The sequence below is a fragment of the Streptomyces sp. Ag109_O5-10 genome, from assembly GCF_900105755.1.
Lineage (GTDB): Bacteria > Actinomycetota > Actinomycetes > Streptomycetales > Streptomycetaceae > Streptomyces.
Genome location: NZ_FNTQ01000001.1, coordinates 6972012 through 6986392 on the forward strand (window position 1 = coordinate 6972012; position 14381 = coordinate 6986392).

11 protein-coding genes are annotated in these 14381 nt (G+C 70.8%); 6 read left to right on the top strand and 5 right to left on the bottom strand.

Annotation, left to right across the window (positions count from 1 at the left end):
• Nucleotides 1–33 precede the first annotated feature (33 nt).
• Nucleotides 34–603, top strand: coding sequence for a dienelactone hydrolase family protein (locus BLW82_RS31795; RefSeq protein ID WP_093504120.1), 570 nt, complete (start codon nt 34–36; stop codon nt 601–603).
• Between the two features lie 18 nt (nt 604–621).
• Here BLW82_RS31795 and BLW82_RS31800 read toward each other — a convergent pair whose 3' ends face one another.
• From BLW82_RS31800 to BLW82_RS31815, 4 genes are all read right to left on the bottom strand, one after another.
• The gene (locus BLW82_RS31800) at nt 622–2283 is read right to left on the bottom strand and encodes an alkaline phosphatase D family protein (RefSeq protein ID WP_093504201.1); all 1662 of its coding nucleotides are present in this window, start codon (nt 2281–2283) and stop codon (nt 622–624) included.
• A 106-nt stretch (nt 2284–2389) separates the two neighbouring features.
• Nucleotides 2390–3199, bottom strand: a complete 810-nt coding sequence (locus tag BLW82_RS31805) for a thioredoxin domain-containing protein (RefSeq protein ID WP_093508390.1) — start codon at nt 3197–3199, stop codon at nt 2390–2392.
• A gap of 181 nt (nt 3200–3380) precedes the next feature.
• On the bottom strand, nt 3381–4073 hold the full coding sequence (locus BLW82_RS31810; protein WP_093504237.1) for a hypothetical protein: 693 nt from the start codon (nt 4071–4073) through the stop codon (nt 3381–3383).
• A gap of 67 nt (nt 4074–4140) precedes the next feature.
• Nucleotides 4141–5490 (bottom strand): DUF2252 domain-containing protein, encoded by a 1350-nt coding sequence (locus tag BLW82_RS31815; RefSeq protein ID WP_093504239.1) that lies wholly within the window; start codon nt 5488–5490, stop codon nt 4141–4143.
• Between the two features lie 276 nt (nt 5491–5766).
• Between BLW82_RS31815 and dnaE the strand changes: the two genes are divergently transcribed.
• Nucleotides 5767–9306, top strand: a complete 3540-nt coding sequence (dnaE, locus tag BLW82_RS31820) for a DNA polymerase III subunit alpha (RefSeq protein WP_093504241.1) — start codon at nt 5767–5769, stop codon at nt 9304–9306.
• A 113-nt stretch (nt 9307–9419) separates the two neighbouring features.
• On the opposite strand, the gene BLW82_RS31825 is transcribed toward dnaE, so the two are convergent.
• Nucleotides 9420–9599: a hypothetical protein gene (locus BLW82_RS31825; RefSeq protein WP_093504243.1), complete on the bottom strand. Its 180-nt coding sequence runs from the start codon at nt 9597–9599 to the stop codon at nt 9420–9422.
• 220 nt (nt 9600–9819) lie between these two features.
• On the opposite strand from BLW82_RS31825, the gene BLW82_RS31830 reads away from it, so the two are divergent.
• The 4 genes from BLW82_RS31830 to BLW82_RS31845 all read left to right on the top strand — a co-directional run bounded on the left by BLW82_RS31830 (nt 9820) and on the right by BLW82_RS31845 (nt 13864).
• Complete coding sequence (locus BLW82_RS31830) at nt 9820–11043, top strand: NYN domain-containing protein (protein ID WP_093504245.1); 1224 nt, start codon at nt 9820–9822, stop codon at nt 11041–11043.
• Between the two features lie 227 nt (nt 11044–11270).
• Entirely contained in the window at nt 11271–12245 is a 975-nt protein-coding gene (locus tag BLW82_RS31835; RefSeq protein WP_093504247.1) for an ABC transporter ATP-binding protein, read from the top strand.
• 100 nt (nt 12246–12345) lie between these two features.
• Entirely contained in the window at nt 12346–13173 is an 828-nt protein-coding gene (locus BLW82_RS31840; RefSeq protein ID WP_093504249.1) for an ABC transporter permease, read from the top strand.
• A 34-nt stretch (nt 13174–13207) separates the two neighbouring features.
• On the top strand, nt 13208–13864 hold the full coding sequence (locus BLW82_RS31845; protein ID WP_093504251.1) for a DUF2567 domain-containing protein: 657 nt from the start codon (nt 13208–13210) through the stop codon (nt 13862–13864).
• The last annotated feature ends 517 nt before the right edge of the window (nt 13865–14381 follow it).

A 14381-nucleotide genomic window follows, 5' to 3' on the forward strand; every position in this document is an offset into this window, starting at 1 on the left:
AGGCGTCACCCGGCGGGCTGGCACCATGGGTTCATGAACATCATGCTCTTCCACTCGACCTACGGGCTCAGGCCCGCGGTGCGCGAGGCCGCGGACCGGCTGCGTGCCGCCGGGCACGAGGTCTGGACGCCGGACCTCTTCGACGGGCGCACGTTCGACACGGTCGAGGAGGGCATGGAGTTCAACGAGTCGATCGGCAAGGACGAGCTGCTGAAGCGGGCCGTGCTGGCGGCGGCGCCGTACTCGGAGCGCGGGCTGGTGTACGCCGGGTTCTCGCTGGGGGCCTCGATCGCGCAGACGCTGGCGCTGGGCGACGAGCGGGCGCGGGGGCTGCTGCTCCTGCACGGCACCTCGGACATCGCGCCCAGTGCCTCGGTGGACGAGCTGCCGGTGCAACTGCACGTGGCCGAGCCGGACGCCTTCGAGACGGACGACTGGCTGAGTGCCTGGTACCTGCAGATGGGCCGGGCCGGCGCCGACGTGGAGGTCTACCGGTACCCGGGAGCCGGTCACCTCTACACCGACCCCGGTCTGCCGGACTACGACGAGGAGGCCGCCGAGGCCACCTGGCGGGTGGCGCTCGGCTTCCTCGACACGCTGTGACGTGGTGTCCCCCCGGGGCTACACCGGGTCGTACGTCCGCTCCACCTTCTGTGTGCCCGTGCGGGTGCGGTACGAGCGCTCCCAGGACGAGGTGGCGTCGGCCTTCGTCTTGTCGGAGAGGACGTAGTAGTCCATCTGCGCTCGCGCGGCCGTGATGTCGAGGACGCCGTAGCCGTGCCGGTCGGTGTCGACCCAGTGCACGTGGCGGTTGGCCAGCTGGATGACCGGGGCGGCGGCGGTGGAGACGACGCCGGGGGAGACCTTGAGGATGTCGTCGAGGTTGTCGGAGGTCACCGAGGTGACCACGAACTCGGTGGCGGCCGAGGCGGACAGCGGGTAGGTCCCGGCGTCCACGGGCACGTCGTTGGCCCAGGCCATGTGGATGTCGCCGGTGAGGAACACCGTGTTGGTGATCGCGTTGGAGCGCAGGTGGGCCAGCAGCTCGCGGCGGTCGTCGGTGTAGCCGTCCCACTGGTCGGTGTTGAGGGCGAGGCCGTCCTGGGGCAGGCCGAGCAGCTTGGCGAGGGGCTTGAACAGGTCGGCGGAGAGCGAGCCGATGACGAACGGCGAGATCATCACCGAGTTGCCGACCAGCCGCCAGGTGGTGTCGGAGGCCTTCAGGCCGGCCTTGAGCCAGTCGAGCTGGGCGCGGCCGGTGATCGTGCGGTCCGGGTCGTCGACCGAGCCGCTGCCCGTGGACACCTGCTGGGAGCGGAAGGAGCGCAGGTCGAGGAGGGAGAGGTCGGCGAGCTTGCCGAAGCGCAGCCGGCGGTAGGTGGTGCCGGCGATGGCCGGGCGGACCGGCATCCACTCGAAGTAGGCCTGCTTGGCGGCGGCCTGACGGGCCGTCCAAGAGCCTTCGGTGCCCTCGGTGTGGTTCTCGGCACCGCCGGACCAGGAGTCGTTGGCGAACTCGTGGTCGTCCCAGATGGCGATGACCGGCGCCTTGGCGTGCAGGGCCTGGAGGTCGGTGTCGGTCTTGTACTTGCCGTGTCGTATGCGGTAGTCGGCGAGCGTGATGATCTCGTGGGTGGGCGCGTGCTGCCGGACCACGGTGTCGCGGGTGCCGTACTCGCCGGTGCCGTACTCGTAGATGTAGTCGCCGAGGTGCAGCCAGGCGTCGAGGTCGCTCCGCGCGGCCAGGTGCCGGTAGGAGGCGAAGTAGCCGGCCTCCCAGTTGGCGCAGGAGACCACGCCGAAGCGCAGACCGGAGACGGTGGCGTCGGTGGCGGGCGCGGTACGGGTGCGCGCCACCGGGGAGTCCGTGGGGCCGGCCGAGAAGCGGAACCAGTAGTCGGTGGCGGGGGCCAGGCCGCGGATGTCCGCCTTGACGGTGTGGTCGGAGGCGGCGGTCGCGGTGACGGAGCCCTTGGAGACGACGTTCGTCAGCGCCTTGTCGGTGGCGACCACCCAGCTGACCTCGGTGTCCGGGCCGATCCCGGAGCCCGGCGTCGCGTCGGCGGCCGGCGTCACCCGGGTCCACAGCAGGATGCCGTCGGGCAGCGGGTCGCCGGAGGCGACACCGTGCAGGAAGGCGGGCGCGTCCGAGGCGGCCCGGGCCGGCAGCGCGGCGGCCAGCGGTGCGGCCAGGACAGCGGTCGCCGCCGCGGCCTTGACGACCGTACGGCGGCGGGGAGTAAGCGAGTTGGAGCCCTCGTCGGCTCTGTAACGACTGGTCATGAAGGACCAGGTTACTGACGGGTATTAACGAGAGCGGGCGAACCGGTGAAGTTCGCCCGCTCTTCTTCTCGTGGTCGCCGGCCGAGGCGCGCGGCCGGTCGTCGGGTCAGGCCTTGAGGGCCTCGCCCACCACCTTGTCGAAGTCGGCGACCGTCAGGAGCGGGGAGCCGCCGTTGAGCTGCTTGCCGTCCATGACGAAGCCGGGCGTGCCGGTCACGCCGTCCTTGTTGTCGTCGAACTGCTTCGACATGGCCATCGCCCAGGCGTCGTAGGTGCCCTTCTTGACGGCGTCCTGGAACTTCGTGTTGTCCTTCAGCGCGGGCACGGTCTGGGCGACCTTGATGAGGTAGCTGTCGTCCTTGAACTTGTCGGTCGTCTCGTCCGGGTGCCACTTCGTCGAGTACAGCGCGGTCTTGTAGTCGAGGAAGGCCTGGTCGCTGACGTTCAGCGCCGCGCCCAGGGCGCTCAGGGCGTTCTTGGAGCCCTCGCCGTTGTCCTTGTTGTCGATGAACGTGGCGCCGACGTACTGGAACTTGAACTCGCCGTCGGCGACGTCCTTCTTGAAGGTGTCACCGACGGTCTGCTCGAACTGGGCGCACACCGGGCAGCGCGGGTCCTCGTAGACCTTGAGGGTCTTCTTGGCGGTGGACTTGCCGATGACGACGGTGGTGCCGTCCGGGCCCGTCGTGTTGGCCGGGGCGACGACCTTCTCGTCCTTCACGGCCTCCCAGTGGCTGGGCTTGTTGGCCTGGACGACGGCGTAGCCTATGCCGCCCGCCGCGGCCAGCACGGCCACGACCGAGCAGGCCACGATGAGCTGCCGCCTGACCTTGGCGCGCTTGGCCTGCTTCTCGCGCTCGATGCGCAGCCGCTCCCGGGCCGCGTTCTTGGCAGCTGCGCTGTTCCGCTTGCTCATGTTGGTGATCTCCATAGGGGACGCGCACATGTCGTACGCGGGATACGTGTGGGGGACTCGTCGTGCTCGGAGAACTCGGAGAACTCGGAGAACTCGGAGAACTCGGAGAACATGGCGAACTCGGAGAACTCGGAGAACTCGGAGTGCTCGGACGAGGGGCGTGCTCGGGCGGGCGGGGCGCTCAGGCGAAGGGCAGGGCGAGCGCCCCGGAGCGCGGCGGCCCGCGCCGTCCCAGGGAGTGTGCGAGGAGCAGGTCGCGGACCGCGGCGGGACGGGGTGCCGGGCGGGGCAGCCGTCGTGCCGGGGCCGGCCGGGCGGTGCCCGCGGCGGCCGCGAGGAGCAGCGGGCGGAAGGTGGTGGCGGCGACGGCGCGCAGCAGCTGGGTGAGGGCACGCTCGCCGCGGCGCAGCCAGGCGGCGGCCAGCAGGCCGACGCCGACGTGCGCGGCGAGCAGCAGCCATGCGGCGGTCGGGTCGGCCTGCGTGAGGGCCACGGCGGCGCGGGAGCCGCCGGTCATCCGGGCCAGCGGGGTACCGACCGTGCCGCCGTGGCACAGCACGTCGAAGCCGACGGCGCGCAGCGGCCCGGCGATGGGACCGCCCGCCCGGCCGTAACAGGCGTGCTGGCCGGTGGTGAAGACCGTGTCGGCGGCCAGCTCCAGCGGGACCAGCAGGGCCGCGATCCGGCCGAAGCCGCGCTCGCGGCCCGCCAGCGCGTACGCCGTGCCGAACACGCCGGCGGAGACCGCGGCAACCGTCGTGAACGGCAGCGGGGCCCGGGACAGCAGCACGTGCGACGCGGTGCTGAGCGTCACGACGAAGGCCGTGAACAGCGCCGCGCGCACGGCTCTGAGCTGGGTCCCGGATATGTCCATAGCGGTGGAGAGTCTGTCACGTACTCATGTAGGGGGCCCCTAAAAGGGCCCTGAGAATCGGCGAAGGTTACAGCCCTGGAATGCGGCCGTTGCGGAACAGGTCGACGAAGATCTGGTGGTCGGCACGCGCGCGTGCGCCGTAGCTGTGCGCGAACTCGGTGAGCAGGCCCGCGAAACCGTCCTCGTCGGCCGCGATCGCCGCGTCGATGGCCCGCTCGGTGGAGAAGGGCACCAGGGACTCGCCGGAGGTGTCGTCGGCCGCCGAGTGCATCGACGCCGTGGCCCGGCCGAGGTCCGCGACGACCGCCGCGATCTCCTCCGGGTCGTCGATGTCGCTCCAGTCCAGGTCCACCGCGTACGGCGACACCTCGGCGACCAGCTGGCCCGCGCCGTCCAGCTCGGTCCAGCCCAGCCACGGGTCGGCGTGCGCCTGCAGGGCGCGCTGCGAGATCACCGTGCGGTGGCCCTCGTGCCGGAAGTAGTCCCGGATCGCGGGGTCCGTGACGTGCCGCGAGACGGCCGGGGTCTGGGCCTGCTTGATGTAGATCACCACGTCGTTCTCGAGGGCGTCCGTGGCGCCCTCCAGGAGGATGTTGTACGAGGGCAGGCCGGCCGAGCCGATGCCGATCCCGCGACGGCCCACGACGTCCTTCACGCGGTAGGAGTCCGGACGGGAGAGGGACGACTCGGGGAGGGTCTCGAGGTAGCCGTCGAAGGCGGCGAGCACCTTGTAGCGGGTGGCCGCGTCCAGCTCGATGGAGCCGCCGCCGGAGGCGAAGCGGCGCTCCCAGTCGCGGATCTCCGTCATCGAGTCCAGCAGCTCGAAACGGGTCAGCGAGCGGGCCGCGCGCAGCGCACCGAGCAGCGGGCCCTCGGCGCTGTCCAGGGTGAACGGCGGCACCTCGTCGCTCTTGGCCCCCGTCGCCAGCGCGTGGATGCGCTCGCGGTACGCGTCCGCGTACACCTCGACCAGCTCGGTGATCTGCTCGTCGCTGAGCGCCTTCGCGTACCCGATGAGCGCGACGGAGGCGGCGAAGCGCTTCAGGTCCCAGGTGAACGGGCCGACGTAGGCCTCGTCGAAGTCGTTGACGTTGAAGACCAGGCGGCCGTTGGAGTCCATGTACGTGCCGAAGTTCTCCGCGTGCAGGTCGCCGTGGATCCACACGCGCGAGGTGCGCTCGTCCAGGTACGGCCCGGCGTATATGCGCCCGCCGCCCGGACCGGCGTGGTCGGCGTCCAGGTCGTGGTAGAAGAGCGCGGCCGTGCCCCGGTAGAAGGCGAAGGCCGAGGCCGCCATCTTCCGGAACTTCACGCGGAACGCGGCCGGGTCGGCGGCCAGGAGCTCGCCGAAGGCGGTGTCGAAGACGGCGAGGATCTCCTCGCCGCGCTGCTCGCCGTTGAGCTGGGGGACCGACATCGCTGGGTGCCTCCTGGTGCGTGTGGTGCCTGACATGTGGCGCGGATCTCTCGCCCGGACCAACGTGCGAAGGTCCCCGGGAGTGCCCGCTTTCTCGCCATGAAGGTACGCGGGGCAGCCCGCCGGGTGTCAGTGCCGAGGCATAGGATTCCGCTGTCCCGCCAGACTGTCCGCAGCCGGTCGGAAGATCGTCGACGCCTGCCCACCCGTCACCCGACCACCGCCCCTCAACGAGGCGCTTCGCGCCGCACCTGATTCAATTCGGAGGCCGAAACCGTGTCAAAGCCGCCCTTCACGCACCTGCACGTCCACACCCAGTACTCGCTCCTGGACGGTGCCGCGCGGCTCAAGGACATGTTCAACGCCTGCAACGAGATGGGCATGACCCACATCGCCATGTCCGACCACGGCAACCTGCACGGGGCGTACGACTTCTTCCACTCCGCGAAGAAGGCCGGGGTCACCCCGATCATCGGCATCGAGGCGTACGTCGCCCCCGAGTCCCGGCGCAACAAGCGCAAGATCCAGTGGGGCCAGCCGCACCAGAAGCGGGACGACGTCTCCGGTTCCGGCGGTTACACCCACAAGACGATGTGGGCCGTGAACAACACGGGGCTGCACAATCTCTTCCGGCTCTCCTCGGACGCGTACGCCGAGGGCTGGCTGCAGAAGTGGCCCCGGATGGACAAGGAGACGATCTCCCAGTGGTCGGAGGGGATCGTGGCCTCCACCGGCTGCCCCTCCGGCGAACTCCAGACCCGGCTGCGCCTCGGCCAGTACGACGAGGCGCTTAAGGCGGCCGCCGACTACCAGGACATCTTCGGCAAGGACCGCTACTTCCTGGAGCTGATGGACCACGGCATCGAGATCGAGCACCGGGTCCGCGACGGCCTCCTGGAGATCGGCAAGAAGCTCGGCATCCCGCCGCTGGTGACGAACGACTCGCACTACACGTACGCGCACGAGGCGGCCGCCCACGACGCCCTGCTGTGCATCCAGACCGGCAAGAACCTCTCCGACCCGGACCGCTTCAAGTTCGACGGCACCGGCTACTACCTGAAGTCCACGGACGAGATGTACGCCGTCGACTCCTCGGACGCCTGGCAGGAGGGCTGCGCCAACACCCTCCTGATCGCCGAGATGGTCGACACCACCGGCATGTTCGAGAAGCGCGACCTCATGCCGAAGTTCGACATCCCCGACGGCTACACCGAGGTCACCTGGTTCAAGGAGGAGGTCCGCCGGGGCATGGAGCGCCGCTTCCCCGGCGGCATCCCCGAGGACCGCCAGAAGCAGGCCGACTACGAGATGGACGTCATCATCCAGATGGGGTTCCCCGGCTACTTCCTCGTGGTCGCCGACTTCATCATGTGGGCGAAGAACAACGGCATCGCGGTCGGCCCCGGCCGAGGCTCCGCGGCCGGCTCGATCGTCGCCTACGCCATGGGCATCACCGACCTCGACCCGATCCCGCACGGCCTGATCTTCGAGCGGTTCCTCAACCCCGAGCGCGTCTCCATGCCCGACGTCGACATCGACTTCGACGAGCGCCGGCGCGTCGAGGTGATCAGGTACGTGACCGAGAAGTACGGCGCCGACAAGGTCGCCATGATCGGCACCTACGGCAAGATCAAGGCGAAGAACGCCATCAAGGACTCCGCGCGCGTGCTGGGCTACCCGTACGCGATGGGCGACCGCCTCACCAAGGCGATGCCCGCCGACGTCCTCGGCAAGGGCATCGACCTGGACGGCATCACCAACCCCTCGCACCCGCGGTACAACGAGGCCGGCGAGATCCGCGGGATGTACGAGAACGAGCCGGACGTGAAGAAGGTCATCGACACCGCCAAGGGCGTCGAGGGCCTGGTGCGGCAGATGGGTGTGCACGCGGCCGGCGTGATCATGTCCAGTGAGCCCATCGTCGATCACGCCCCGATCTGGGTGCGGCACACGGACGGCGTGACCATCACGCAGTGGGACTACCCGCAGTGCGAGTCGCTCGGCCTGCTGAAGATGGACTTCCTCGGCCTGCGCAACCTGACGATCATGGACGACGCCGTCAAGATGGTGAAGTCCAACAAGGGCATCGACCTCGACCTGCTGTCGCTGCCGCTCGACGACCCGAAGACCTTCGAACTCCTCCAGCGCGGCGACACCCTGGGCGTCTTCCAGTTCGACGGCGGCCCCATGCGCTCGCTGCTGCGCCTGATGAAGCCCGACAACTTCGAAGACATCTCCGCCGTGTCGGCGCTCTACCGTCCCGGCCCGATGGGCATGGACTCGCACACCAACTACGCGCTGCGCAAGAACAAGCTCCAGGAGATCACCCCGATCCACAAGGAGCTCGAGAAGCCCCTCGAAGAGGTCCTCGCGGTCACCTACGGTCTGATCGTCTACCAGGAGCAGGTGCAGAAGGCCGCGCAGATCATCGCCGGCTACTCGCTCGGCGAGGCCGACATCCTCCGGCGCGTGATGGGCAAGAAGAAGCCCGACGAACTGGCCAAGAACTTCACCATCTTCCAGGCCGGTGCCCGGAAGAACGGCTACAGCGACGAGGCGATCCAGGCCCTGTGGGACGTGCTGGTCCCGTTCGCCGGCTACGCCTTCAACAAGGCGCACTCCGCCGCGTACGGCCTGGTCTCGTACTGGACCGCCTACCTCAAGGCGAACCACCCCGCCGAGTACATGGCCGGACTGCTCACCTCGGTCAAGGACGACAAGGACAAGTCGGCCGTCTACCTCAACGAGTGCCGGCGCATGGGCATCAAGGTCCTGCCGCCGAACGTCAACGAGTCGGTGCACAACTTCGCCGCGCAGGGCGACGACGTGATCCTCTTCGGCCTCGAAGCCGTCCGCAACGTCGGTACGAACGTGGTCGAGTCGATCATCAGGAGCCGCAAGGCCAAGGGCAAGTACAACTCCTTCCCCGACTACCTCGACAAGGTCGAGGCGGTCGCCTGCAACAAGCGCACCACGGAGTCGCTGATCAAGGCGGGTGCCTTCGACGCCCTGGGGCACACCCGCAAGGGCCTCACCGCGCACTTCGACTCGATGATCGACAACGTGGTCGCGGTCAAGCGCAAGGAGGCCGAGGGCCAGTTCGACCTCTTCGGCGGGATGGGCGAGGAGGAGAGCGACGAACCCGGCTTCGGTCTGGACGTCGAGTTCACCACCGAGGAGTGGGACAAGACCTATCTGCTCGCCCAGGAGCGGGAGATGCTCGGTCTGTACGTCTCCGACCACCCGCTCTTCGGCCTGGAGCACGTGCTCTCGGACAAGGCCGACGCGGGTATCGCCCAGCTCACCGGCGGCGAGCACGCGGACGGCGCGGTGGTCACCATCGGCGGGATCATCTCCGGCCTGCAGCGCAAGATGACCAAGCAGGGCAACGCCTGGGCGATCGCCACCGTGGAGGACCTGGCGGGCTCCATCGAGTGCATGTTCTTCCCGGCGAGCTACCAGCTCATCTCGACCCAACTCGTCGAGGACGCGGTGGTGTTCGTCAAGGGCCGCCTCGACAAGCGCGAGGACGTGCCCCGGCTGGTGGGAATGGAGCTGACCGTCCCTGACCTTTCCAACGCCGGCACCAACGCGCCCGTGATCCTCACCATCCCGGCCACCCGGGTCACCCCGCCGATGGTCAGCCGCCTCGGCGAGATCCTCAGCCACCACAAGGGCGACAGCGAGGTCCGGATCAAGCTCCAGGGCCCGACCAGGACGACCGTGCTGCGTCTGGACCGGCACCGGGTGAAGCCGGACCCGGCGCTCTTCGGCGACCTCAAGGTGCTGCTCGGCCCGTCCTGCCTGGCCGGATAGGCACCGGCTCCCGGCCCGCCGGCCGGTACGCACGCGGAAGGGGCGCACCCGCAACGGGTGCGCCCCTCCTGCGTGCCTGGGCCTCAACAGCCCGGGGGGACCTGGGCGGTCGCTCAGTTGTGGCCGAAGCTCTTCTGCTTCTTGCGGGCGACGTCCGCCGGGCTGCCCTGGATGTGCGACACCGGCGAGTCGTGGGACTCGCCCGACGTACGCTGCCCGTGCTGCTCGTGGGTCTGCTCGCTCTGCGGGGTGCGGTTCTGGGAGCCACCCTTGCGGTTCTTGTTCTTGGCCATGGTGATCTGCCTCCTGTGGGGGATCTAGGGGCCGAATTCAGATTCACATATGCTGACAACAGACGCATTTCGGGCAATTACCGTCCGTAACAGGGTTTGTCGGAGAGCAAGGGCCCGAAACGCCACGCCGAAGATCGAGTTCGGGCCGTTAACCCCCGCGTGGTCGGGCAGACTCGAAGGAAGCCCCGAAAGCAAACCTCCCGGAAAGAGGGTGAGTCGCGTGGACCGCTGCATCGTCCTGGTGGACGCCGGGTATCTGCTGGGTGCCGCCGCCAGTCTCCTCGCCGGTGAGCCCTCCCGATCCCGCATCACCGTCGACCACGCCGCGCTGATCCAGGCGCTGCGCGACCGCGCGGAGTCCGACACCGAGCGTCCACTGCTGCGCATCTACTGGTTCGACGGCGCCCCCGACCGCGTCCCCCAGCCGGAACACCGCAGGCTGCGCGTGATGCCCCGGGTGACCGTCCGGCTCGGCGCGCTGACCCGCAGCGACGGGCGCTGGGCGCAGAAGGGCGTGGACGCGGCCATGCACGCCGAGCTGACCGAGCTGGCCAGGAACAGGGCCTGCTCCGACGTCGTCCTCGTGACCGGCGACGGGGACCTGCTGCCCGGCATGATGGCCGCCAAGGAGCACGGGGTCGCCGTGCACCTGTGGGCCGTGCAGGCCGCCGACGGGGACTACAACCAGTCCGAGGACCTGGTCGCCGAGGCCGACGAGCGGCGGGTGCTGGACCGGGCGTGGATCACCCAGGCGGTCCGGGCCAAGGAGCTGACCGCGGTCTGCGCGCCGCCGCCGGTGCCGCGGCCGGAGATCGCCGCGATCCTCTCGGCGCCGCTGCCCGAGTCGTCGCTGGCTGCGGCCCCAGAGGCGGGGACCGAGGACGCGGAGCGGGCACCCGCGGCGAGCGTGGTGGAGAACGGGGCGCCGGAGCGGGTGCCGGCGCCCAAGGGGGTGCCGACGCCCAAGGACCTCGCCGCGCTGCGGGCGCCGGGCGCGCAGCCGGTCCAGACCGCGGCGACCACGGCCACCCTGCGGTGGTCCTCCGACAAGGGGTGGGTGGACCGGCCGGGGGCGGTGGCGGAGCCGGCGGAGGCGGCCTCCATGCCGACGCTGGCGCAGCTGACCACCGCGGAGCAGCGGTGGGCCGACCGGGAGGAGGACATCACGACCGTCGGCGGCGATCCGTACGAGGTCGGTCAGGTGTTCGCCCGGCGGTGGATGTCACGGCTCGGGGACCAGATGCATCTGCAGAAGCTGTCCGGGATGTATCCGCGGATTCCGCACCGGATCGACGGGGAGCTGCTGCGGTACGCGGCGCGGTTCGGGTTGCTGGCGCACAAGGACGACCAGATCGACGAGAACGACCGGTACGCCATTCGGGCGGGGTTCTGGAGAGAGTTCGATGTGCCGGCGGGCGCCGGGGAGCATGCCTCGGCGGAGTGAGTGACGGGGCCGCGGACGTCATTGCGGGTGCCTGCCGGTGGTGGCTTGTCGCGCCGTTCCTCCCCCGGCCTTCGGCCGGGGTACCCCCAGCGCCCCTGACGGGGCGCCGCACCTCACGGGGTTTGGAAGCTGAGGCGCCCCAAAGGCGAGTAAACGGGGGCGACCCCGTAGGCTCGTTCCTTGTGAGTACGGGCGTGGGTCGGGCACTTCGGCGGCAGGGCGATGTCGTGTGTGCCGTGCGTGGGCTGACCAAGACCTACGCCGCGGTCAAAGGGCGGCGTGGTGCCCCCGCCGTGCCCGAGGTGCGGGCCACCGACGGGGTGGAGCTCGACGTCAGGCGCGGGGAGATCTTCGGGCTGCTCGGGCCGAACGGGGCCGGCAAGTCGACGCTCGTGCGGCAGCTCACCGGGCTGCTGCGGCCCGATGCGGGCAGTGTCGAGATCCTCGGGCACGACATCGTGCGGCACCCGGAGCGGGCCGCGCGGATCCTCGCCTACCTCGGGCAGGAGTCCACCGCCCTCGACGAGCTGACCGTGTCCCTCGCGGCCGAGACCACCGGGCGGCTGCGCGGACTGGACGTGCGCGAGGCGCGGCGCGAGCGCGACGCCGTCCTCGAGGAGCTGGGCCTGACGCCGATCGCCGGGCGGGCGCTCAAGAAGCTCTCCGGCGGACAGCGGCGGCTCGCCTGCTTCGCCGCCGCGCTGGTCGGGGAGCGGCCGCTGCTCGTGCTCGACGAACCGACGACCGGAATGGACCCCGTGGCCCGGCGGGCCGTGTGGGCCGCCGTGGACCGGCGGCGGGCCGAACGGGGCGCCACCGTGGTGCTCGTCACCCACAACGTCATCGAGGCCGAGACGGTCCTCGACCGGGTCGCCGTCCTCGACCAGGGCCGGGTCATCGCCTGCGACACTCCGGCCGGGCTCAAGGAGCGGGTCGCCGGCGAGGTGCGGGTCGAGCTGGTGTGGCGGGAGCTGGCGCCGCTGGACGTGCCCGAGGTCGCCGTCCTGCGGGAGCGTGCCGTCGAGTCCGGCCGGCGCTGGACGCTGCGGCTCGCGCCCGAGGAGGCACGTGCCGTCGTCGCCACGGTGACCGGCGGGGCCGCCTTCGCCGCCCTCGACGACTTCACCCTCGCCACGCCCAGCCTGGAGGACGTATACCTGGCGCTGGGCGGCGCCGCCCGGCAGGGGCTGGTGAAGGCGTGACGGCGGACGCGAGGATGAACAGGACGGCGGCCGGGCGCGTACGGAAAGACGCGGCAGCGGTACGGGCCGCAGGTACCGCACGGAAAGGGAGCAGCGCGACGTGAGTGTCGTACCCGCTGAGGTTCTGCCGGGCGGTGCCCTGGCCGTGGAGGAGACGGCGCCGGGCGGGCAGGCGGCCGAGCTGGGGCCGCGGGCGCGGCTGTGGCCGTCGCTGGTGGCCGTCTACCGCGCGCAGCTGTCCCGGGCCCGGGTGGCGCGGATCCCGCTGCTGTTCGTCGCGACCTTCCAGTCCGTCGGCATCATGGTCATGATGCGCGGGGTGGTGGACTCGCGGGGCGAGGCCCAGTCCGTGGTGGCGGGCTCGTCGGTCGTCGTCGTCGCCTACGTGGCGCTGAACCTGCTGGCGCAGTACTTCGGGCAGCTGCGGGCGAGCGGCGGGCTCGACCACTACGCGACGCTGCCCGTGCCGCCGGCCTCGGTGGTGCTCGGGGCGGCCGCGGCGTACGCCTCCTTCACCGTGCCCGGGACGCTGGTCACGGCCGTCTTCGGGTGCGTGCTCTTCGGGCTGCCGCTCGGGAACCTGTGGATCCTCGTCGCGGTGGTCCCGCTCGCCGGGGCGGCCCTGGCGGGGCTGGGCGCGGCCTGCGGACTGCTGGCGCCCCGTCCCGAACTCGCCACGCTGCTCGGACAGCTGGGCATGTCCGCGGCGCTGCTGCTCGGCGTGCTGCCGCCGGACCGGATGCCGGGGATCATCCAGTTCGCGCGGGACCTGCTGCCGTCGACGTACGGCGTCGAGGCCTACGCCCGGACCTTCGGGGCGCGGCCGGACTGGGCCGTCGTCCTCGCTGACCTGGGGGTGTGCGCCGGGGTGGGCGTCGTCTCGCTGGCCGTCGCCACCTGGGCGTATCGCAGGGCCGCCGTCCGGTGACGCGCCCCACAGGCCGACCTGGCACGATGGCAACGTGACCGCACCGTTGACGCCGCCTCCGCCGCCGCACGACCAGTCCCCGCATCAGGCCTGGCAGGTTCCGCCGCCTGCCGGGGAGGGCGTGGGGGAGTACGGACAGGACGGTCCAGGGATGAAGACCGAGCTGCGGGAAGGCGCCGTGATCGCCGTCGTGGTGGCGGTGAGCGGAGTGCTGCTCGGGCTGCTGTGGCTGTGGCTGGCGCCGCACGTACCGCTGGTGGGGGAGCAGTCCGGCAAGAACTGGGCGGTCTACCTCAAGGACAGCGAAGGAGAGCAGGCGGCCGGGGTGGACGGCGCGTTCACGCTGCTGGCACTGGCGTTCGGGGTCGTGAGCGCGGTGGTGGTGTTTCTGTGGCGGCGGCGTGGGGGCGTGCCGCTGGTGGTGGCGCTGGGGGTCGGGGGGCTGCTGGCGTCGGTGCTGGCCTGGCGGCTCGGGATGTGGCTGGGGCCGGAGTCGGACGTGATCGCTCACGCGAAGGCCGTGGGCAAGGGGGTGACGTTCCCGGCGCCGCTGAAGCTCGGGGCCAAGGGGGCGTTGCTGGCGTGGTCGGTGGCGGCGTTGGTGGTGCACCTCGGGTTGACGGCGCTGTTCGGTCCCCGGGACCCGGAGCCCCCGTACGAGGACGGCCCGTACGCCGCTCCACCCGCGTGACTTTTCCGCCCCCGCCGCCCCTACCCGTCCCATCCTCCAGGGGGTGACCCCCCTTCGACCGCCCGCCCCGGGGGCTGCCGCCCCCGCCCCCCCCGCTCAGGCCTCCGGCCTTGTCCTCAAACGCCGCCGGACGGGCTGGGGCGTGGTGCTGTCCGGCTTTCGTCCTTGGGCGTGGGGCGGGCTGGGGCGTGGTGTCGGCCGGCCCTTGTCCCTGGACGCCGGAGGGCTGCGGTGTGGCGTCGGCCGGTCGTTGTCGTTGAACGCCGGACGGGCTGGCGGTGGGTGTGCAGGCGCGTTCGGTGCCTGAGAAGCGGGGGTCGGCGGCAGAAGAGCAGGGGCGCGGGGAACTGCGCGACCAGCCCATGACGGCCTGTGGTGGGTCTGTCGGCTGTGGAGGTGGCAGGGGCGCGGGGCACTGCGCGGTCAGCCCGCGACGGCCTGCAGTCGGTCTGTCGGCGGCAGAAGAGCAGGGGCCCGGGGGAACTGCGCGGTCAGCCCGCGACGGCCTGTGGTGGGT